Raw genomic sequence first — 20,899 nt, 5'->3', positions numbered from 1 at the left:
GCGATGTCCACCACCGAACTAGGCCCCGTCTTCTTCCTGGCCACCGTCGTCATCCTGGTCACCTGCCGCGTCGTCGCCCGCGCCCTGCGCGCGCTCGGACAGCCGCCCGTCGTGGGCGAGATGGTCGCCGGGGTCGTCCTCGGCCCCTCCGTCCTCGGGCTGCTGGCACCCGGCGTGGAGGAGACGCTCTTCCCGCAGGAACTGCGGCCCGTCCTGTTCGTCGCCGGCCAGATCGGCCTGGTGATCTTCATGTTCCAGACCGGGTACGAGTTCCGCACGGACCGGATACGGGCCGTGGCGCGCCCGGCCGCGGCGGTCTCGACGGCGGGCATCCTCGTGCCGCTGGCCCTCGGCATGGCGCTGACCTTCGCCACCCACGACGCCGTCGACGTCTATCCGGCGGACATCCCCGTCGGCGTGTCCGCCCTGTTCGTCGGGGTCACCATCGCCATCACCGCGTTCCCGATGCTGGCCCGCATCATCACCGAGCGCGGGCTGGTCGGCACCCGGTTCGGGTCCCTGTCCCTGGCCAGCGGCGCGCTGGACGACGTGGTGGCCTGGGTGCTGCTCGCCGCCGTGCTGGGCATGGCGGGCGACGGCGCGGGCCCCTTCGCCATCGCCGTCGGCGGCGGCGTCGGCCTGGTCGCCGTGCTCGCCGTACTGGTCCGCAAGGGCGGCCGGATGACGGCGCTCGCCGACCGGCGCTCGGACGACGACCTGCTGCTGATCACCGTGATCGTGCTGTTCATCGCCGCCTGGTACACCGACCGGATCGGGCTCTACGCCGTCTTCGGCGCGTTCAGCCTCGGCGTCGTCTTCCCCCGGTCGGCGTCGGTGGACCGGACCGTGGAAGCCGTCGCGCCGATCAGCCGCATCGTCTTCCTGCCCCTCTTCTTCACCTACTCCGGCCTGAACACCGACTTCGCCCTGCTGGCGCAGCCGTCCCTGCTGCTCTTCGCCGCCGGCTGCGTCGCCGTGTCCATCGTCGGCAAACTCGGCGCCTGCTGGCTGGCGGCCCGAGCGGTGGGTGAGCCGCCCGGGGTCGCGCTGCGCGTCGGCACCCTGATGAACGCGCGGGGCCTGATGCAGCTCATCGCGATCAACATCGGGCTCGCGGCGGGCATCGTGACGCCCTCGATGTTCGCCGTGCTGGTCGTCGTCGCCCTGGTGACGACGGTGATGGCCACCCCGCTGCTGAGCCTGTGGGACCGGCTCGACGCGCGGCGCGCCGACCGCGCCCCCGGCCCCCCGGACCCGCGGCCGCTCACCGCGACGGGGGAGGGGGCGGGGCCGAGGTAGACCACGGGGGGTGCGTCAGAAGCCGGCCCGCGCGCCCGGCGGCGGTACGGGCCCCAGGTAGACCCAGCGCCCCTCGTCCCGTACGAAGCGGCTGTCCTCGTGCTGGGCGTCCGCGCGCCCCCGCACGGTGAAGTGGGCCCGGAATTCGACGGTGCCCTCGGTGTGGAACGCGCTGCCGCCCGTCGTCGCCAGGACGTCGAGCCGGGTCCACCGCTGGTCCGGATCGAAGTCCAGCCCGGTCGGCCGGGTGGAGGGGTGCCAGCTCCGCAGGAGGTAGGCGGCGTCGCGGACGACGAACGCGGTGTACCGGGACCGCATCAGCCGCTCCGCCGTGGCAGCCTCGCGCCGCCCGCCGTGCAGGGCGCCGCAGCAGTCGCCGTAGGGGGAGTCGAGGCCGCAGGGGCACGGGGAACCGGGGCCGATCGCCGGTGGCCGGCGCGAGCTGTTCTTGGACACCCCTCGATTGTGACGGGCCGCGCGGCCGGGCGACGGCCCGGGGGCGTCTCCCGCCCGCCCTTCTCTGCGGCTCGGCCTGGTCCTGCTGGGCGCCTGCGTCCTGATGGGCGTGGCCGGCGTGGCGTGGCCGGAGGGCGCGGGCATGGCCTGGAAGGACGGTTGGGCGTTCTCCGCGGTCGCCGTCGCCTGGCCGACCGCCGCCCTCCGACCGTCGCGCCGCGCTTCGGGCGCGCAGGGCGATACGGGCTCGCCGGGCCGCGTGAGTCCGCTGAGCCGCGTGAGTCCGCTGAGCGGTACGGGTCCGCGGGGCGGCGGTAGGGGCTCGCCGGCTGATGCCACCTCAGTGGGCGGGGCCCCGGGCGGGGACGTAGGGGTGGGCCAGGGAGGCGGGGGCTACGGCGCGGTGGACAGCCGCTGGGTGACCCGGTCGAACAGGTCCGTCAGCGGCTCGCCGATCTCCCGGCCGAACTCGGTGAGCCCGTACGTGACCTGAGGCGGCGTCGTCGGCTCGACCTCCCGCCGGACCAGGCCGTCCTGGACCAGCGCCCGCAGGGTCTGGGTGAGCATCTTCTCGCTGACGCCGCGGATGCTGTCGCGCAGCTCGTAGAACCGAAGGTCGGTGTCGCGCAGGGAGATCAGCACCCAGACGCCCCACCTGCTGGTCACGTGGTCGATCACGTCGCGCGCCGGGCAGTCGGTGTGAAACACGTCATACCGGGGGGTGGTCGCGGTGTGCGTACGCTGCGCGCCTTCCTTCATGCCTGGAGCTTACCTCTGGGTATGTTCTTACGGAAAGTAAGCCCCTCTTCTAGCGTCGGTTCCCGCGGTGCGCAACGCGGCGCATGACGCAGTGCACGACGACGAGGAGCTGAACATGATCGTGGTGACCGGGGCTACCGGGAACATCGGCCGGCCGCTGACGCAGGCCCTGTTCAAGGCGGGCGAGCAGGTGACAGCGGTGTCGCGGCACGCCGCGGCGGTACCGGAAGGCGTCCGGCACGTGACGGCCGACCTGGCCGAGCCCGCGGGCCTCGCGCCCGCGCTGGACGGGGCGAAGTCCCTGTTCCTCCTGCTCTCCGGCGACCTGCACGCCCCCGAGGCGAGGCCGGGCGACATCATCGACCTGGCCGCGGCCCAGGGCGTCGGCAAGGTCGTCCTGCTGTCCTCGCAGGGCGTGGCGACGCGGCCGCACGGCACGACGCGGATCGCGATGCGCGCCCTGGAGGACAAGCTGCGGGCATCCGGCCTCGACTGGGCCGTCCTGCGGCCGGGCGGCTTCGCCTCCAACGCCCTGGCGTGGGCCGAGTCCATCCGTACGGAAGGGACGGTCGCCGCCCCCTTCGGCGACACGGGGGTGCCGGTCGTCGACCCGCTGGACATCGCCGAGGTCGCGGCGGCCTGCCTGCTGGAGAACCGGCACGCCGGCGCGGTCCACACCCTGACCGGGCCGGAGGTGATCACGCCGCGGGAGCAGGCGGAGACGATCGCCGCCGCGCTCGGTACGCCGGTACGGTTCCACGAACTCACCCGCGCCGAGGCCAAGGCCGGCATGGTCCGGGCCGTGCCCGCGGAACTCGCCGACGACACCCTGGACATCATCTCCGCTCCCACCCAGGAAGAACTGAGCATCAGCCCGGACGTGGAACGCGTCCTCGGCCGCGCCCCGCACTCCTTCGGCGACTGGGTCGCCCGCAACATCGCCGCCTTCCGCTGAGACGCGACGGAGCTGACGCCCTCGGGGCCTGGGGGTGTGTTCCGGTCTCCGAGGACCGGAACACACCCCCAGGCAGATGGTGATGGGCCGTCAATCACCGGCGTTCAGCGGCCCGTTCAGCCTTGGCCGGCCATCGACACGAGGACCGTGCGCCAGTCCTCGCCCGGCAGTTCCCGCAGCGGCGCCGCCAGCCGGTCGGCGCGGTAGCGCCAGCGGTGGTGCAGATCCTTGTCGGCGTCGGCCGGCGGCGCGTACCGGATCTCGCTGCCGCCGCCGAGCAGCCGGGCCAGTTCGGCGGCCAGCTCCGGCCACCCCACATGGCCGCCCACCGCGTTGGCGACGCCGAGCACCGGCTCGTCGACGCACACCGCCAGGGCGCGGGCCAGGGCCGCGGCGTGCACCCAGGGGGCCCCGTACCAGGAGTGCTCACCCGACGGCGACGGCTCGGGGAGCACCAGCGGCTCCCCGGCCAGCGCCGCCTGGTACAGCGTGCCCGTCGCGCCCCAGCGCAGTTGGTCGCGGAGGCGCGGGTGCGCGCCCCAGACGATGGGGGAGCGCACGGCACTCGCCCCGCCGCGCCCCTCGGTCCCCGCCGCCCGCAGCAGCATCCGCTCGCAGTCGAGCTTCGCCTGGCCGTACGCGCTCAGCGGGCCCTCGCTCGGGCCGCCCTCGGCCACCTCGGCGGCGGTGGGCTGCCCGTACGCGTCCACGCTGCTGACGAAGACGAACGTCCCGGCGCGCCAGGAGTCCACCAGGGTCCGCATGGCCGCGATGTCCACCTCGGGGCGGGTGAACGTGCACGCGGCGTGGATGACGCCGGACACGCCCTCCGCCGCGGCCCGCAGGCTGTCGAGGTCGGACAGGTCGCCCTCGACGACCTCCACCCCGTCGCCGGTCACCTGATGGGCCGACTCGGGACGGGCCAGGGCGCGTACGGGACGGCCGCGCGCCGCCAGTTCGCGCAGGACGAACGCGCCCACGCCGCCGGTGCCGCCGGTCACCAGCACCGTGCCCTCGCGGGCCCGGCCCCGGCGCGGGGCGGGCGCGGCTGCGGGCGCGGCGGCGCGGCGCTCGGCCTCCCGCCCGTCCAGGAGCGCGGCGAGCGCCCGCGGGGTCCGCCGCTCCATGACGTCGAGCCCCGTCATCGGCAGCTTCAGCCGGCCGCGCAGCCGCTCCGCGAGCTGAACCGCCAGCAGGGAGTGGCCGCCCAGCATGAAGAAGTCGTCGTCCTCGCGCGGCCGCCCGCCGAGCAGATCGGCGAACGCGTCGAGTACGGCGCGGGCGCGCGGCCCCTGCTCCGTTTCTGCTGTGTTCCGTGGCGGCTCCGCCGGGGCGCCCGGCAGCCGGGCGCGGGCCACCCCGCCGTCGGCGGTGCGCGGCAGCGCGTCGAGCAGCATCACCGCCGCCGGCACCGACGGCGCGTCGAGGCGTGCGCGTACGTACGCGCGCAGTTGTACGGGCGACGCGCCGCCGATGGCGCGCAGCACCGCGTACGCCAAGGGCGGGCGGTCCCCGAGGTCGAGGACCGCGGCCTCGGCCACGTCAGGGTGGCCCGCCAGACAGCGCTCGGCGGGGTGCTGATCCGTCGGCGCGTCAGCGTGATCCCCCGTCAGGCGAGTGCCGCGCCGCCGGGCGCCGGGCAGCCGGGCGCCGGGCAGCAGGGAAAGGGCGGTTCCGGGCCGGTCGGCGACGGCCTCCAGCAACTGGGCGAAGGAGGTGAGCAGTTGCGCGCCCGACGCCTCGTCGAGGGCGTTGACGCCGTGCTGGAGCAGACACTTGGGCGAGTCCGTGTCCTCGATGAGGAACGACAGGTCGAACTTCGCCGACCCCGGCTCCACCTCGACCGGCTCGGCCTCGGTGCCGGGCAGCCGCAGGGCGGTCGCCTCCCGCACCACATCGGCCGTGACCCCCACCAGCGGCGCCCCGTCCCGGCCGCGCGCCGCCGCGCCGAGCCGCTCGACGATCAGGTCGAACGGCACGTCCCGCCGGTCCTGCGCCTCCAGCAACGCGTCCCGCACCCGCCCGAGCAGCACATCGAACCCGGGGTCCCCCGAGACGTCCACCCGAATGGGCAGCGTATTGACGCAGAGCCCCACGAGCCCCCGCATCGCCGCCCCCTCGCGATGCGTACTCGCACACCCGATGACCAGGTCTTCCTCCCCCGTGGCCCGGTGCAGCGCCGCGAACGCCGCGGCGAGCCCCACCGTGAACAGCGTCGCCCGGTTCCGCTGCCCGACGGCCCGTAGCCCCTCCAGCACACCGGACGAGAGCGGAGCCACGTGCGTACGACCGCGCTGCTCCCGTCTGGCGGGGTCGGCGGTTGGCTGTGCCTCGGAGCCCTCAGCGGCGGGCGTCCCCCCGGCCGGGCGCGGAAGCGGTACGGGGCGTGCGCCCGCGAGCCGTGCCGTCCAGTGGTCCAGCCCCGAGGCCAGCCTGGCGCCGGCCGCCTGCTCGCGGCGGGCGAAGGCGGCGTATTGGGGGGCTGGGGGGAGAGAGGGGGCGGCGCCGTCGCGGGCGGCGGCGTAGAGGGCGGCGAGTTCGGTGGCGACGGTGTCCAGGGACTCGCCGTCCACCGCGATGTGATGGAGCGTCAGCATCACCGTGTGGTCCCGCGGGCCGTGCCGCAGGACCAGGGCGCGCAGGACGGGCCCGGCCGCGAGGTCGAAGGGGCGGCGGGCCTCCGCGAGCAGCAGCTCCCGGCCGTCGTCCGCGACATCGACCACGGGTACGGGCACGGGGGCCGGGTCGGTGACGTCCTGCCAGGGTTCGTCGCCCTGCCGCCGGTAGCGGGTGCGCAGCACCTCGTGGCGGGCGACGAGTGCGGAGAGGGCGCCGCCGAGGGCGTCGATGTCGAGCGGGCCGCGCACCCGCGTGGCGAACGGCACGCTGTACTGCGCGCTGTCCTGGCCGAGGCGGTCCATCAGCCACATGCGGCGCTGGGCGTACGAGAGCGGCGCGGGCCCGGCGTCCGCCGCGGCGGCCTCGGGGGCGGGCCGCGCACGGTCCGCCGCCCCGCGCGAGCGGGCGCGGGCGAGGCGCAGCAGCTCCTCCTGGCGCGTCGCGGAGGCGCGCTCGCGGTCAGTGCCGGTTGCCATCGGTGTCCTCCTCGCGGGTGCCGCGGCCCGAACCGGCCGCGTCGGTGTCGTGGCCGTGACCGTGCCCGGCCGCGCCGATGTCGGGGCCGGCCCCGCCCTCGGCGACAGTGGCGTGTGCGGCGAGCAGCGCCCGTTCGATGAGCGCCGCGTGCCCGGCCACGGTCGGGGAGGCGAAGAAGTCGGTGAGGGACAGCTCCACCCCCAGGTCCTCGCGCAGGTCGTCGACCACGGCGAGCGCGAGCAGCGAGTGCCCGCCGAGCGCGAAGAAGTCGGCGTCGGGACCGCTGACCTCGCGGCCCAGGGACTGGGCCCAGACGTCGGCCACCGCCTCCTGAATAGGCGTCAGCGCCGCCGCCTCGACAGTGGAATCGTCCCCCGACCGCGCTGCCTCGTCCCGCAGTTCGATCAAGGCGCGGCGGTCCACCTTCCCCGCCGCGGTGAGCGGCAGCCGCTCCACGACCGTCCACTCGTCCGGCACCAGATGCGCGGGCAGCCGCTCCGCGAGCCGGGCCCGCAGCGTCTCCCCCTTCGGCACCGGCCCCGGCGCGGGAACGATGAACGCGGCCAGCCGCGCGTCGTCCGGCGCCGGGCGGCGCACGGCGACGGCCGCCGCGTCCACCTCCGGCTGCTCCCGCAGCGCGTGCTCGATCTCGCCCGGCTCGATGCGGAACCCGCGGACCTTGACCTGGTCGTCCGCCCGGCCGTGGAAGTCGAGGACGCCGTCCGGACGGCGCGAGACGAGGTCCCCGGTGCGGTAGAGCCGCCCGTGCCGCGGATGGTCGACGAAGCGCTCCGCCGTCAGCTCGGGCTTCTTGACGTAGCCCCGCGCCAGCCGCGGGCCGCCGATCCACAGCTCGCCGCGCGCCCCCTCCGGCACGGGCTCCCCGGCGTCGTCCAGGACGAGGGCGGTCGCGCCCGCGACCGGCCGGCCGATGGGCGGCGGCGCGTCGCAGTCCGCGTCGGTCACGGTGTGCGCGGTGGCGAAGGTGGTCGTCTCCGTCGGGCCGTAGCCGTTGACCAGCTCCAGCCACGGGAACGCCCGCAGGACCTCGCGGGCCGGCTGGGCCGCCAGCGCCTCGCCGCCGACGACCACGGTGCGCAGCACGCCGAAGAGGCGCGAGCGGCGCGCGGCCAGTTGGTGGAAGAGCGCGGTGGTGAAGAACGCCACGGTCGCGCCGTGCCGCTCGACATCCTGCGCCAGCTCCTCCAGGGAAGGGCGCTCGGCGGCGCTGACGGCCACCGCCGCGCCGCACGCGAGCGCGACCCACACCTCGAAGGTGGAGGCGTCGAACGTGCCGGGGGAGTGGAACAGCACCCGGTCGCGCGGGGTGACCGTGACGTACGAGGGGTCGGTCACCAGAGCGGCGATGCCGCGGTGGGTGAGGGCGACGCCCTTGGGCCGGCCGGTCGAACCCGATGTGAACATCACGCAGGCCGTGGCGTCCGGATCGTACGGGGCCCGGGGCAGCGGGGCCCGTACCGCGCCCTCGCCGCGCTCCGCGCCGTCGGCGGTCAGGGCCAGCGCCCGGTCGTCGGCGATCCCCGCGCGCTCCAGCAGCTTCTTGTCGCCGACCGTCAGCACGGCGTCGGTGTCCGCCAGCATCGCGGCGGTACGCGGCCGGGGGTGGGCCGGGTCCAGCGGCACGCACGTCGCGCCCGCCCACCAGATGGCGAGCTGGGTGACGACCGTACGCGCCGAGCGCGCCGTGAGCAGCGCGACCGCGTCACCCGGGCGTACCCCTCGGTCGTGCAGGGAGGCGGCCAACCGCGCCGCACCCGAGACGAGTTGAGCGTACGTCAGTGTGGTGTCGCCATCGGTGACGGCGAGCGCCGAGGGGCGGCGTTCCGCGTGCCGCTCCATCAGGGCGGGCAGGCCGACCGGCTGTTCGGGCACGGCCGAAGCGCGTTCGTCGTCGGTGGTCTTGCCGACGATCTCGGAAGACACGGGATTTTCCGCTCCGGAATCGTTGAGGGGGAAGGACCTTGACGGCACGTCAGCTCACCTCCGCGGCGGCCGCGAGGCGCTTGTCCACCAGCGCGGCCACGGCCCGCAGGTCGGGCTGGCGCAGCACCTCCGGCGCGCGCAGCCGTACGCCGACGGCGTCCTGGATCGCGGCCAGCAGCCGGGCGGCGGTCAGCGACTGGCCGCCGGCCTCGGTGAAGTTGTCGTCCAAGGTGACCGCCGGGGCGGCCAGCAGATCACGGCACAGCCGCAGCACCAGCACCTCGCTCGCGCTTCCGGCCAGGTCATCGAGGCCCCCGGCGGTCCCGGAGCCCGCGGCGGCCGGTCCTTCCGCCGCGGGTCCATCCGTGGCCTCCGTGGCCTTCGCGGCCTCCGTGGCCGACTCCGCGGCGTCCAGGAGCGCGGCCCGGTCCACCTTGCCGTTGGCGTCGAGCGGATACCCGTCCACCAGGTGCACCTCGCTCGGCACCGCCTGCTCGGGCAGCCACGCCCGTACCCCGCCCAGCAGGTCACGGGCGGCGGGCGACGCGCCGGGCGCGGGCAGCACGAACGCCACGAGCCGGACGCCGCCCGACGCCGGACGGCGCACGGCGACCACGGCGCGGCGCACCCGCGCGTCGTGCTCGAACGCGGCCTCGACCTCGGCGGGCTCCACCCGCACGCCGCTCACCTTGACCTGGTCGTCGAGGCGGCCGAGGAATTCCAGCTCCCCGTCGGCGCGCAGCCGCACCCGGTCGCCCGTGCGGTAGACCCGCTCCACGCCCGTCAGGGCGTCCGGCGCGGCGACGAAGCGGCGCGCGGTCAGCTCCTCGTCCAGGTAGCCCAGGGACAGGCAGTCGCCGCCCACGAGCAGTTCGCCCGCCTCGCCCTGGGGCACGATCCGGCCCCGCTCGTCGGCGACGCAGACCACCGCGCCCGCCACCGGACGCCCGATCGCCGGGGGCTCGCTCGCCGCACCGCCGTCCACCGCGCCGTGGCCCTCCGCGCCGTCGCCTTCCGCCCCACCGTTCGCAGCGCCGTCGGCCGGCTCCCCGCGCATGGCGTACGCGGTGCAGACGACCGTGGCCTCGGCCGGGCCGTACGCGTTGTGGATCGTCGCGGTGACATCGGGCCCCGGGCGGCGGCGCAACCGGTCGCCGCCCACATAGATATGACGTACCTTCAGCCCCGCGGGCCAGGGCCGGTCCAGCAGCGGCTCGACCATCGGCGTGGACGACACCGCCACCGTGATGCCCGCCTCCCGCCACCAGTCCGCGAGCGCCCCCGGGTCCCAGCGCACCTCGTCCGGGGCCACCGACAGCGTCGCGCCGCACGTGAGGGCGGACCACAGCTCCAGCAGATGCGGGTCGAAGGCGACGCCGACATGCAGGCTGTGCCGGTCCCCGGCGCGCAGGCCGGTGCGCTCGCGGTGCCAGCGCAGCAGCGCGCCGAGCGACCGCTGCCCCACGGCCACGGCCTTCGGCGTCCCCGTGGAGCCGGAGGTCAGCACCGCGTAGAACGTGCCGTCCGGGGCCGTACGGGCGCCGGCCGCCGGCGGCCGGAAGGCGGCCACGGCACCGGCGATGGCGTTCACGCCCTCCTCGGGCACCGGCAGCGGCAGGTGCTCCGCCGTGCGGTGGGCCGGCGGCAGCAGCTCGGGCGCGCCGACCACCGCCACCACGCGCAGCCCCTCGGCCACGGCGGCGAGCCGCCGCTCGCCCGGCCGCGGGCCCAGCGGCAGGTACACCGCCCCGAGCCGGGCCAGCGCGACGGCCACCGCCACCAGCGCGGCGGACCGGTCCAGACAGACCGCGACGATGTCGCCGGGGCCCACCCGGCCGCGCAGCGTGTCGGCGACCGCGACGGCCGCGGCGTCCAACTCCGCGTACGTCCAGCGGTGTTCGCCGTCCGCGACGGCGGGCGCGTCCGGCGTCTCGCGCACCCAGGTCTCGTACCAGGACAGCACGGTCTCACCGGCCGCCGGGGCCGCGGGCAGCGGGCCGCCGCGCAGCACGCTCGGCGCGGCCCCGCCGTCCCGGAGGCCGGGCACTGCCTCAGTGGTCATAGTGGTCTCGGTCATATCGACTCCGAAGGCGCGGCCGTCGTGCCGACGGCGGTCAGGGCGCGGGCCTGGTCGGCCAGCACTGGGTTCTGGAAGAGCAGCCGCAGGGGCGGCCGGTCGCCGAGGCGCGGCTCCAGCCACGCGGCGAGCCGGGCGGCGAGCAGCGAGTGCCCGCCGATCTGGAAGAAGTGGGACGAGTCCGTGAACCGCTCGTGGCCGAGCACCTCGCGCCAGCCCTCGGCGAGCAGCGCGACGCCCGGGTCCTCGAAGGCCGCCGGCTCCGGCGCCGGGTCCTCCTCGGCGGGCCGGGCCTGCGGCAGCGCGGCGGCCAGCCGTGCCAGCCCCACCCGGTCCGGCTTGCCGCCGGCCAGTGTCGGCATGGCGTCGAGCCGCACCCAGCGGCCCGGCACCAGCGCGGCGGGCAGCCGCTCGCCGAGCGCGGTGTGCAGCGCCCGCTGGTCCGGCTCGTCCGCCGACTCCAGGAAGCCGACCAGGCGCGGGCCGCCCGCGGCCGCGCGGTCCAGGACGACGGCGCAGGACCGGCCGCCGAGCACGGCCGAGGCCGCGGCCTCGATCTCCTCCAGCTCGATACGGTAGCCGCGAAGCTTGACCTGGTTGTCGCGGCGGCCCAGGAACCGCAGCCGCCCCGCCAGATCGCGGTAGCCGAGGTCGCCGGTGAGATAGGCCCGTACGCCGCCGAGCGATTCCAGCGTGACGAACCGGGCCGCCGTCGCCTCCTCGTTGCCGACGTACCCCTCGGCCAACCCGACGCCGCTGATGGCCAGTTCGCCGACCGCGCCGTCCGGCAGCGGGCGCAGCCCGGCGTCCAGTACGTGCACCCGCTCGCCCGGCAGCTCGGCGCCGAGCGGGATCTCCGCGCCGTCCGCCAGGTCCTCGGCGGTGATCTCGTGGACGGTGGTGCTGATGGCGGCCTCGGTGACGCCGTACACATTGAGCACGGCGGCGTCGGTGACCGCGAGCAGCCCGCGCATCGCGTCGGCGGGGATGCGCTCGCCGCCGAGCGCGATCAGCCGGGGCGCCCAGCGGCCCGCGCCGAGCGCCGCGCACAACTCCTCGCGCGTGGCCAGGAAGTAACTGGTCGGCAGGTTCGCGACGCTCACCCGGGCGGCGGCCAGCAGCTCGATCAGCTCGGCCCCCGTCGGCACCTCCCGCTCCGGCACCACCAGGCACGCCCCGGCGTGCAGCGACGGCAGCACCTCCTCCAGCGACACGTCGAAGGAGGGCTGCGCGAAGAGCAGCGCCCGGTCGCCCGGCGTGAGCCCGAACCGCTCCGCCGTGCCCGTCATGTGCTGGGTCAGCGCCTCCCGGCCCACCGCGACGGGCTTCGGGATGCCGGTGGAACCGGAGGTGTGGATGATGTACGCCGCGCCCTCCACGACGCGCGCCGCGGCGGCCCGCGGGAAGTCGGGGCCGTCCACGAGCGCGACCGGAAGCCCCTCGGCGGGCAGCGTCGCCGCGCCGTCCGCGGTGGTCAGCACCAGGGCCGGGCCGAGCCGCCCGAGCAGCAACTCCAGCCTGGAGACGGGGTCGTTGGGCGACAGCGGGCAGTACACCGCGCCGGTCCGCAAGCACGCCAGGAGCGCGGTGACGGAGTCCGTGCCGCGCGGCAGCACCGCCGCCACCGGCTGACCGGCCGTCACGCCCGCGCCGCGCAACCGCTTGGCGAGCCGTTCCACCCGCTCGTCCAGATCGCCGTACGTCACCTGGCGCGCGCCGACGAGCAGCGCGGGCAGCGACGGATCGTGACGCGCGACGGGATCCAGAGCGGCGGGGCCCGAGACGGCGGGGCTTGGAGCCGCTGGGGCTGAGGCGGCGGGGCCCGGGGCGGGGCGGCCCGACACAGCGGCGACCTGCGCTCCGTCCTCGGCCGGCGCCAGCGAGGCCAGCTTTGCGTCCGGCGCGTCGAGGTACGCCCGTACCAGCGTCAGGAAGCGCTCCGCGAGGAGCCGCGCCACGTCCTCGCCGAACAGATCGGCGTCGTAGTCCCACACCAGCGTCATCCCGGCCACCCCGTGCCGCGGCCCGACCCCGCGCCGGTCGTCGGGCAGCAGCACGAGGTCGAGGTCGAAGCGCGTGGTACCGGTGTTGAACCCCTCGAACAGGGACACCTCCAGCCCCGGCGTCTCCGTCTCCGGCAGCGCCGCGTCATGCGCGCTGAACATCATGTTGAACAGCGGGTTGTCCGCGCCCGAGGTGTGCAGGCCCAGCGTGCGGGTCAGCTCCTGCACCGGCACGTCCTGATGCGGCAGGGACCGGATGAGCGTGTCCGTGACCTCGTCCATCGCCTCCTCGGCGCCGGCCTCCGGGTCGAGCCGCAGCCGCAGCGGGATCGTGTTCACGAACATCCCGACGGTCTCCTCGAACCCCCGCGGCCGGTTGCCCACGGCGGTGCCGACGACCATCTCCGCGCGCCCGCTGTGCCGCCGCAGCAGCTCCGCGAAGAGCCCGAGCAGCACGGCGAAGGGCGTGTATCCCTGGGTGCGGGCGTGCTCCCGCAGCCGCTCGGCGAGGTCCGCGCCGATGGACTGGCGGAGCTGCCCGCCCCGGTGCCGCCGCTGGGCGCCCGGCCGGGTGAGCCCCGGCAGCGGCACGTCGAAGGAGGCGCCGGCCAGCTCCTCCCGCCAGTATGCGAGGGACCGGGCGCGCTCCTCGCCGCCGGCCGCGCCCGCGACGGAACGCGCGTGCTCCTCGTACGAGGGTGCGGGCGCCAACTCCGGCCGCTCGCCCAGCACTCGGGCGCGGTAGACGCCGAAGATGTCGCTTAGGATGATCGCGAACGAGTGCCCGTCGTGCACCAGGTGGTGCTCGACGTGGATCAGCCGGTGGTGGTCCGCGGCCAGCCGCGCCAGCGTCCAGCGCAGCAGCGGCGCCTGGTACGTGTCCAGCGGCCGTTCGGCCTCGGCGCGCACCAGCTCCAGGAACGCGGCCTCCGGGTCGGCCTCCCCGGAGAGATCGACGGTCCGGTAGCGCGGGGCGCAGCCGTCGGCGACCCGCTGGCCGGGCACGCCGCCGGCCACGGCGACCAGCTCCAGCCGCAGGCCGGGATGGCGGTCGAGGGTCGCTGCGAGGCCCGCGCGCAGCGCGTCCTCGTCGAGCGCGCCCCACAGGTCGAGGGAGGCGGTGAAGTTGTACGCGCGGCTTCCTGGCAGCACCTGCTCGTGCAGCCAGACGATCTCCTGCGAGGAGGAGAGGGTGAACATCGGCGATTCCCAAGGGTCGTCGGGGTTTCGGGCCCCGGTGCGCTGCGGCGCACCGCACCGCGCCACGGGTCGCGCGGCGCGGCGGGAGGGCCCTGCGGCAGGGGGAGTCATCGAGATGATGCCCAGTGAGGCCGTCAACTCGATGCGCGATAAAGGAAGTAGCGGAAGTGAGTGTTCGTCAGGCCATCGCGACCGGGCCGGCGAGCGCGGCGCGCAGCGCGGCCGTCAGCTCGCCGAAGGCGTCTTCGGCAACGTTGTCGTCGAGTGCGGAGCGGTCCCAGGCCATCCGTACGAGAAGGTCGGCGCCCTGCGAGACGGAGACGGCGAACGGCGCGCGGACGGGGCGGCCGTCGACGTACACCTCGCGGCCGGTGACGCCGCCGAGCCGCAGCGCCGGGGCGTGCCGCGCGTCCTCGACGGTCAGCAGTCCGGCCAGCCGTCCCGACCAGGGCGCGCCGGCCGTGCGGGCGGCGCGTACCACCTCGTCGAAGGGGGTGTCGGCGCGGTCGAGGTCGTCCCACCAGGCGGTGGCCGTCGCGGCGTGCGCGTCCGGCCCGGTGGCGGCGGCCGTCGCGGGGAAGACGACGGTGTTGAGGAAGCAGCCGAGCACGGGCCGCGCGGCGGCGGGCCGGCCGCCCCACGGGTAGCCGAGCGGGTGCGTGCCCTCGCCGTACAGCGCCCGCGCGGCGGCCGCGCACGCGCCCAGCAGGTCCGGGAAGGGCAGCGGCGCGTCGCCCGCGGGCAGCCGCAACCCGGCGGCGCCGGACGGCAGGCCGTCGGCGGGCCGGGGCAGGGCCCGGGGTACGGGGGCGGCGTCGCGTACGTTCCGCAGCCGCTCGCCCCAGTAGTCGAGCGCGGCCGGGCCGCCCGCGCGGGACTCGGCTTCGAGCTGGAGGAGCACGGCCTCGCGGTAGGCGTGGGTCTCGTCGTCCGCCGCGGCGGGCGGTACGTCGCCGGGGCCGAGGGCGGCGGCGTAGGCGCTGGTCAGCTCCTCGATGACGCGGGAGAGCGACTGCCCGTCGCACGCGGTGTGGTCCAGGGCGATCGCCAGGATCTCGGTGCCCGTGCCCGTGCCCGTACTTGTGCCACTGGTCGCGCTCGTACTCGGGCCAGTGCTCGCGCTCGTAGCGGAGTCGTCGTCGGCGGCGAGGAACAGCCGCAGCGGCGATCCCTCCGCCCGCCAGCCGCCGAGCGCCTGGCGCAGTGCGTCGGTCGCGCTCTGCCCGGGCGCGGTCTCCACGCGCACCGCCGGCACGTCGGCCGCCGCGAGCCGCTGTACGGGCGTGCCGCGTACGACCTCGGGCCGGGCGCGCAGCGCGGGGTGCAGCGCGGCGAGGTACGTGGCGGCGGCCCGTAGCCGCGCGAGGTCCACGGTGCCGCGGGGGAAGGCGAAGAAGAGCGGGACGACGTCGGGCCGGCCCTGCGGGTCGAGCGAGCGGACCAGGAGGAACCGCCGCTGCGCGCCGGTTAAGGGCAGCAGGCCGCGGGGGGTGTCGGCGCCGTCCGCCGTCCGCTGGTACCGGGCGAGGTACTGGCCCGTGATGCTGTGGTGCACGGTGTCCTCTCTCTTGTCGTGCGCGTGCTCGTGCTCGTGCGGGTGTTCGTGCTCGTGAGCGTGGTCGTGCCTGTGCCGCCGTACGCGGCGGTTCGTCGGGGGCGCCGCCCGCGGCTCAGTTGACCGAGGCGGGGGCCTCCGCGCGGGGGCCGGGGTCCGTGCCGGGGCCCTCGCCGGGCCCGTCCGGTGCGGCGGCGGGCAGGTCGCGCATGGTCCGCAGCCGGGAGAAGAGCAGGGGCAGCGGGACGGCGAGGAAGCCGATCGCGCACACCCACACGGCGGCCCGCGGCCCGTACGCCCCCGCGACCGCGCCGCCCGCGAGGGCGCCGAGCGGCATGGTGCCCCAGACCAGGAAGCGCATGGTGGCGTTCATCCGGCCCAGCAGCCGGGGCGGGCACAGCAGTTGCCGGAAGCTGACCTGGGCGACGTTGTAGACGACGGCCCCGAAGAACACCACCGCGGAGCCCGCCGCGAACAGACCGGCCGCCGCGCCGTGCCCGGCCAGCGGCCACAGGAGCGCGAACGGGCCGCTGACCAGGGCGGAGAGCCAGATGATGCGGGCCTGGCCGAGCCCCCGCGCGAGCCGTCCCGCGCAGAGCGCGCCGGCGAGCCCGCCGACGGCCGAGGAGGACAGCATCAGCCCTATGGCGGCGGGCGGCAGGTCGAGGACCCGCACCAGGAACACCGTCTGCACGGACAGCAGCAGCGCGGAGAAGAAGTTGCCGAGCCCGGTGGTCAGGACGATGACCCGCAGCAGCGGCTGGCGCAGCACGAAGCCGAGCCCTTCGCCGATCTCGGCGCGCAGCGAGGTGTCCGTGCCCTCGGGGCGCGGCGCGGGCTCCTTGTGGCGGATGGCCAGCAGGAAGAGGGCGGAGACGGCGTAGCCGATGGCGTCGGCGACGATCGCCAGGTGGGCGCCGAGGAGCTGGACCAGGCCGCCGCCGAGGCCGGGCCCGGCGACCTGCGCGGAGGAGCGTACGGTCTCCAGGGCGCCGTTGCCCGCGACGAGCTGCTCCTTGGGCAGGAGCTGCGGCAGGTAGCTCTGGTGGGAGACGTCGAAGAAGACCGTGGCGACGCCGGTGATCAGGGCGACGGCGTAGAGCTGAGCCATCGTCAGGAAACCGGCCACGGCGGCGAACGGGATGCTGGCCATCGCCACGGCCCGGATCACATCGGCCCGGATCAGCACGGGGAGCTTGCGCATCCGGTCCACCCAGGCGCCCGCGGGCAGGCCCACGAGGAGGAACGCCGCGGTCTCCGCCGCGGTCAGCAGGGCCACCTGGAACGCGGGGGCGTCGAGTTCGAGTACGGCCACCAAGGGCAGGGCGACAAGGGTCACTTGCGCGCCGACCTGGCTCGCCGCCGCGCCGGACAGCAGATGCCGGAAGTCCCGGTGCCGAAGCGGGCCGCCCGCCGTGGCCTGGTGAGGGGTGCTCATTTGCCAGACATTTGACGATGCGCACCATCGGAGTCAAAGCGATCAGAGCGTTTCAGGACAGGTTCATCGGTCCGACGGTGACTAAAGAGAAAATTTTTAGCTGATAACCGCCAATGGCCGAATGAACTGCGGCCTGCGGTCAAACGGAACCACGCGCTCACTGCTGGGTTCCGTACGTCCGGTGGCCGAGCGCTGACGCACGATAATCGGACCCTGGACGGCTGTCCGAAAACCGAACGGCCGACCGTGCCCGTACGCAACCCCCCGCCCGCCTCGTGCATCCGCGCGCGGCCACACGCCCCACGAGCCGCCGCCCCTGACGGCCCGCACGCAAAAGACCGCTGCCACCGCCCCTGACGGCCCGCACGCGAAAGGGGCCACTGCCCCCGCCCCGGTGGGCCGCACGAAAAGGTCGCTGCCGCCGTCCCCGGTGGACCGCAGGAAAAAGCCGCTGCCGCCGTGCACCCGGGGGTGCGCGGCGGCAGCGGCGACGGCTCTTCGGCGGCGGCTACCCGACGGGACGCTTCGCGCGGTGCTCGCCGCCGGCCCGGCGCCGCCCCGGCGTGGGCGCGACGAGCAGCGGACGCAGGGCCCCGGTGCGCAGCCGCTCGATCAGCGGCGCGGCGAAGCGGCGCGCGAGCAGCGTGCAGACCGCCCCGACCACGGCCCCGACCACCGCGCCGACCAGCACGTCGTGCGGGTAGTGCGCGCCCACGTACACGCGGGAGAAGCCCATCACCACGGCGACCACGGCGGACAGCGCGCCCAGCCGCTTGTTGACGAGGAACAGCGCGACGGTGACGGCCGCCACGACCGTCGTGTGGTTGCTCGGGAACGCGTAGTCGTTCAGCTCCGGGCACTTCTCGATGAGGAAGTCGTGCGGCAGCGCCCGGCACGGCCGCGGCTCGGTGAACACCGTTTTGATCGAGGCGTTGGCGAGGTAGGCGATGACCGTGGCCACGGGGGCGGCCAGCGCCGTCGCCATGCCCGCCGCGCTCTGCTTGCGGGCGAGCCACCAGCCCACCAGCATGAAGACGGCGAAGAGCCCGACGCCGATGCTGGTGAACGTGAGCATGGGCCCGTTCAGCCACCGCGTGTCACGGGCGAAGTCCGTGATGCTGGTGTAAAGACCGCCGTCGATGCCAGCCCCGTCCAGGGCGAGAGACGTCGTGCTGGTGGGCGTCATCGGATACGGGCCTCCGGATCGTTCAGGCGCAGGGGTGCGGTACACCGTCCCCGCTGCGGTGGTCGTGAGCCGCCGTCGTACCGTGGGACCATGGGAAACGCGAGGCGTTGCCCACAAGGCGTACCAGTAGCCGTGAAGCGACCGAGAATACGTGCGTCTACAAGACTGTAGATGATAAATCCGGGCCTCCGCGCCGCCGGCCCGGGCCCGGCGACGATCCGCCGTCCCGGTGCCGTCCCGGCCTCGTCCCCGGCCCCGCCCCGGCCGCATCCCCGGTGTCGCCCCGGCGTCGTCCCTGGTAGGGGAAGCCGGCCGCACATGTTCACTCTTCTTCCACCAACCGCCGCGCGGTGCGTGGGAGAACAAGGGGCATGTGCGCAGACGACATCCCTCCCCAGGCCGACCTGACCGAGGCCCAGTGGGCCGCCGACCGCGGCACCCCGCCCTCCGCGACCGAAGCCGCCCCGGACCGCGCGTCCGGCACGGCCCCCGCCCCGACCCGCGACGCCGCCCCGGACCGTACGTCCGGCGCCGCCCCCGCGCTGCGGCGGCGTACGCTCCTCGCCTCCGTGGCGGCGGCCGGCGTCGCCGTCGGCGGCCTGGCCTCCAGAACGCCCGCCCGGGCGGCCACGCCGCGGAAGTTCCCGCTCCCGACCGGCGTCGGCGCGGAGGGCACGCTCTCGGTCCTGATCACGGGGGACGCGGGCACCGGAAAGGCCGCCCAGTACGCCGTGGCCGCCGCGGCCCGCGAGGTGTGCCGGGCCGAAGGCGTCGCCCTCGCCGTCGGCCTCGGCGACAACATCTACGAGAACGGGCCGGAGTCCGGACACGACCCGGAGTTCGCCGACAAGTTCGAGCGGCCCAACGCGGGCATCGACGTCCCGTGGCTGATGGTCCTGGGCAACCACGACTGCTCAGGCATCATCCCCGGCAGCGGCGGCGACCCCTCCCGCGGCGACCGCGAGGTGACCTACGCCGCATCGTCCCCGCGCTGGTACATGCCCAGCCGCTACTACTCCGTGCCGCTCCCGACGGGCGGCTCCGGGGCGCCGCTGGTCGAGTTCTTCGCCCTGGACACCAACCCCGTCGCCTCGACGGTCATGCAGACCGACCCGTACTTCACGTGGAACGGCCCCTATATGCGCGAGCAGCGCGCCTGGCTCGACGGCGCCCTCTCCCGCTCCCGGGCGGCCTGGAAGGTGGTCCTGGGCCACCACCCGTACCTGAACAACGGCGTGCACGGCAACGCCGGGGCCTACGACGGCTTCCTGATAGGCCACTACACCAGCGGCGTCCATCTCAAGGAGATCTACGAGGAGGTGGTGTGCGGTCGCGCCGACCTGATCCTCTCCGGCCACGACCACACCCTCCAGGTCCTGGAGCCGACCGCGCGCAGCCGGGGCACCCGGCAGCTCGTGTGCGGTGCGGCGAGCAAGACCGGCGACGGCCGGGCCCACGGCCGTACGCCCGCCAAGTGGCAGGACTTCTCCAGCCATGGATTCATGCTCGCGAAGATCTCCGCCGACCGGCTGACGGTGCACACCTACACGGTCGACACCGCCGCCGCCCGCGCCCGCCTGGCCCACAGCTTCAGCTCCGCACCCCTGCTCACCCCGGCCGCCTGAGACCCCGCGCGCCAGGCGACACAGGCTCCGCCCCCTCGCGACGGGCGCGAGGGGGCGGGCAGGGCGCTCAGCGGGCGGGCGCTCTGTGGGCGGCGTGCTCAGTGGGCGTGCGGCTCGGCCCGGTGGACCGGGCCGTGCGGGGCCTCGCAGTGCGGGTCCGCATGGGCCCCGGCCGGCTCGCCGGGCCGGGACGCGGCCAGTACGCGCGGCGGGGCGTGGTCGACCTGGAGCGTCGTGTGGTCGATCTTGTAGTCGTGCCGCAGGACGTGCTCCAGGTCCCGCCGCACCGCGTGGCAGTCGCCGTCCGGAGTGACCAGGACATGCGCCGAGAGCGTCGGCTGGCCGGAGGTGATCGTCCACACGTGCAGATCGTGGACCTCGGTCACCGACGGGTTGGCGGCGAGCCGGTCGCCTATGGCGTCCGGGGCGAGGTCCACCGGCGCGGCCTCCAGGAAGATCCGTCCGGATTCGCGGACCAGCCCGTACCCGGCCCGCACCATCAGGACGACCACCACCAGCGTGACAACCGCGTCGATACGGGCGAACCCGGTGGTCATCACCACGAGACCGGCGACGGCCGTGGCGATGAAGCCGAACAGATCGTTGAGGATGTGCTGGTACGCGCCCTCGACATTGAGCGAGGAGCGGTTGGCCCGCGAGATGCACCAGGCCGCCGCGATGTTCACGACGATCCCGGCCAGCGCGGTGTAGAGCACCAGCGAGCCGTCCACGCTCGGCGGGTCGATCAGCCGTTCCACCGCCTCGTACGCCAGCCACGCGCCGAGCAGCAGCAGGGTGACGCCGTTGAGCTGCGCGGAAAGGATCTCGGCGCGCTTGAGCCCGTAGGTGAAACCGCCGCGCGCCGGGCGGGCCGCGAGGCGCATCGCGATCAGCGCGAGCACGATCGAGGCGGCGTCCGTGAGCATATGGGCCGCGTCGGAGATCAGCGCGAGGGAACCCGCCGCGATGCCGATCACCACCTCGACGGCCATATACGCGGTGATCAGTGTGAGCGCGGCGAACAGCCATCGGCGGTCGGCGTCCGCCGACACCCCGTGCGAATGCCCGGCGTGTCCGCCCGCTCCGTGGCTGTGATCGTGACCGTGCTCATGGCCGTGCTCACGGCCGTGCTCGATGTGCTTGCTCATCGCTTTTGCGCCTCCCCATCAACGCTTCCGACCCCCGCAGTGAAGCGCACCGCGCGCAGATCGGCAAAGGCTGCATCGGTGACCGTTGTCATCATCGTTAACACCGCTCTGACCTGCGGTTTTGTGGCGATGGCGGGGCTCGGTCGGAAGCGCGGCCG

13 protein-coding genes are annotated in these 20,899 nt (G+C 75.1%); 3 read left to right on the top strand and 10 right to left on the bottom strand.

The window, feature by feature from the left end; genetic code table 11:
* The first annotated feature begins 3 nt into the window (after positions 1-3).
* Positions 4-1,299, top strand: a complete 1,296-nt coding sequence (locus IF55_RS13480) for a cation:proton antiporter (protein ID WP_030880318.1) — start codon at positions 4-6, stop codon at positions 1,297-1,299.
* A 15-nt stretch (positions 1,300-1,314) separates the two neighbouring features.
* Here IF55_RS13480 and IF55_RS13475 read toward each other — a convergent pair whose 3' ends face one another.
* Both IF55_RS13475 and IF55_RS13470 read right to left on the bottom strand, forming a co-directional pair.
* Positions 1,315-1,755: a YchJ family protein gene (locus IF55_RS13475; protein WP_037963899.1), complete on the bottom strand. Its 441-nt coding sequence runs from the start codon at positions 1,753-1,755 to the stop codon at positions 1,315-1,317.
* Positions 1,756-2,148: 393 nt separating this feature from the next.
* Positions 2,149-2,514, bottom strand: a complete 366-nt coding sequence (locus IF55_RS13470) for a winged helix-turn-helix transcriptional regulator (RefSeq protein ID WP_030880312.1) — start codon at positions 2,512-2,514, stop codon at positions 2,149-2,151.
* 115 nt (positions 2,515-2,629) lie between these two features.
* On the opposite strand from IF55_RS13470, the gene IF55_RS13465 reads away from it, so the two are divergent.
* Positions 2,630-3,469 (top strand): NAD(P)H-binding protein, encoded by an 840-nt coding sequence (locus IF55_RS13465; protein WP_030880309.1) that lies wholly within the window; start codon positions 2,630-2,632, stop codon positions 3,467-3,469.
* A gap of 116 nt (positions 3,470-3,585) precedes the next feature.
* On the opposite strand, the gene IF55_RS13460 is transcribed toward IF55_RS13465, so the two are convergent.
* From IF55_RS13460 to IF55_RS13430, 7 genes are all read right to left on the bottom strand, one after another.
* Positions 3,586-6,564: a condensation domain-containing protein gene (locus tag IF55_RS13460; RefSeq protein ID WP_030880306.1), complete on the bottom strand. Its 2,979-nt coding sequence runs from the start codon at positions 6,562-6,564 to the stop codon at positions 3,586-3,588.
* Positions 6,548-8,425, bottom strand: coding sequence for an amino acid adenylation domain-containing protein (locus IF55_RS13455; RefSeq protein ID WP_078644302.1), 1,878 nt, complete (start codon positions 8,423-8,425; stop codon positions 6,548-6,550). Before IF55_RS13455 ends, IF55_RS13460 begins: the two co-directional genes overlap by 17 nt.
* A gap of 133 nt (positions 8,426-8,558) precedes the next feature.
* The gene (locus tag IF55_RS13450) at positions 8,559-10,571 is read right to left on the bottom strand and encodes a non-ribosomal peptide synthetase (protein ID WP_030880300.1); all 2,013 of its coding nucleotides are present in this window, start codon (positions 10,569-10,571) and stop codon (positions 8,559-8,561) included.
* An 11-nt stretch (positions 10,572-10,582) separates the two neighbouring features.
* Positions 10,583-13,789, bottom strand: a complete 3,207-nt coding sequence (locus IF55_RS13445; protein ID WP_030880296.1) for a non-ribosomal peptide synthetase — start codon at positions 13,787-13,789, stop codon at positions 10,583-10,585.
* Positions 13,790-13,967: 178 nt separating this feature from the next.
* Positions 13,968-15,344, bottom strand: a complete 1,377-nt coding sequence (locus IF55_RS13440) for a hypothetical protein (RefSeq protein WP_030880293.1) — start codon at positions 15,342-15,344, stop codon at positions 13,968-13,970.
* A gap of 115 nt (positions 15,345-15,459) precedes the next feature.
* Complete coding sequence (locus tag IF55_RS13435) at positions 15,460-16,782, bottom strand: MFS transporter (RefSeq protein WP_048831935.1); 1,323 nt, start codon at positions 16,780-16,782, stop codon at positions 15,460-15,462.
* Positions 16,783-17,290: 508 nt separating this feature from the next.
* A complete protein-coding gene (locus tag IF55_RS13430) occupies positions 17,291-17,968 on the bottom strand; it encodes a phosphatase PAP2 family protein (RefSeq protein ID WP_048831934.1) in 678 nt (225 codons plus the stop codon).
* Positions 17,969-18,339: 371 nt separating this feature from the next.
* Between IF55_RS13430 and IF55_RS13425 the strand changes: the two genes are divergently transcribed.
* Positions 18,340-19,593, top strand: a complete 1,254-nt coding sequence (locus IF55_RS13425; protein WP_030880282.1) for a metallophosphoesterase — start codon at positions 18,340-18,342, stop codon at positions 19,591-19,593.
* A gap of 98 nt (positions 19,594-19,691) precedes the next feature.
* Here the strand turns inward: IF55_RS13425 and IF55_RS13420 are convergent, their stop codons facing one another.
* Positions 19,692-20,741: a cation diffusion facilitator family transporter gene (locus tag IF55_RS13420; RefSeq protein ID WP_030880280.1), complete on the bottom strand. Its 1,050-nt coding sequence runs from the start codon at positions 20,739-20,741 to the stop codon at positions 19,692-19,694.
* Positions 20,742-20,899: the final 158 nt, after the last annotated feature.

Source organism: Streptomyces varsoviensis, assembly GCF_000718635.1.
Taxonomy (GTDB): domain Bacteria; phylum Actinomycetota; class Actinomycetes; order Streptomycetales; family Streptomycetaceae; genus Streptomyces; species Streptomyces varsoviensis.
The sequence above is the reverse complement of the archived record's forward strand: the minus strand, read 5'-3'. Positions and strand labels throughout refer to the sequence as shown.

Bases quoted from the DNA above. Each gene is read 5' to 3' on its own strand.
- IF55_RS13480 (WP_030880318.1), top strand. From the start codon at position 4: ATGTCCACCACCGAACTAGGCCCCGTCTTCTTCCTGGCCACCGTCGTC.
- IF55_RS13470 (WP_030880312.1), bottom strand. From the start codon at position 2,514: ATGAAGGAAGGCGCGCAGCGTACGCACACCGCGACCACCCCCCGGTAT.
- IF55_RS13465 (WP_030880309.1), top strand. From the start codon at position 2,630: ATGATCGTGGTGACCGGGGCTACCGGGAACATCGGCCGGCCGCTGACG.
- IF55_RS13460 (WP_030880306.1), bottom strand. From the start codon at position 6,564: ATGGCAACCGGCACTGACCGCGAGCGCGCCTCCGCGACGCGCCAGGAG.
- IF55_RS13455 (WP_078644302.1), bottom strand. From the start codon at position 8,425: ATGGAGCGGCACGCGGAACGCCGCCCCTCGGCGCTCGCCGTCACCGAT.
- IF55_RS13450 (WP_030880300.1), bottom strand. From the start codon at position 10,571: ATGACCACTGAGGCAGTGCCCGGCCTCCGGGACGGCGGGGCCGCGCCG.
- IF55_RS13445 (WP_030880296.1), bottom strand. From the start codon at position 13,789: ATGTTCACCCTCTCCTCCTCGCAGGAGATCGTCTGGCTGCACGAGCAG.
- IF55_RS13435 (WP_048831935.1), bottom strand. From the start codon at position 16,782: ATGAGCACCCCTCACCAGGCCACGGCGGGCGGCCCGCTTCGGCACCGG.
- IF55_RS13430 (WP_048831934.1), bottom strand. From the start codon at position 17,968: ATGACGCCCACCAGCACGACGTCTCTCGCCCTGGACGGGGCTGGCATC.
- IF55_RS13425 (WP_030880282.1), top strand. From the start codon at position 18,340: ATGTGCGCAGACGACATCCCTCCCCAGGCCGACCTGACCGAGGCCCAG.
- IF55_RS13420 (WP_030880280.1), bottom strand. From the start codon at position 20,741: ATGAGCAAGCACATCGAGCACGGCCGTGAGCACGGCCATGAGCACGGT.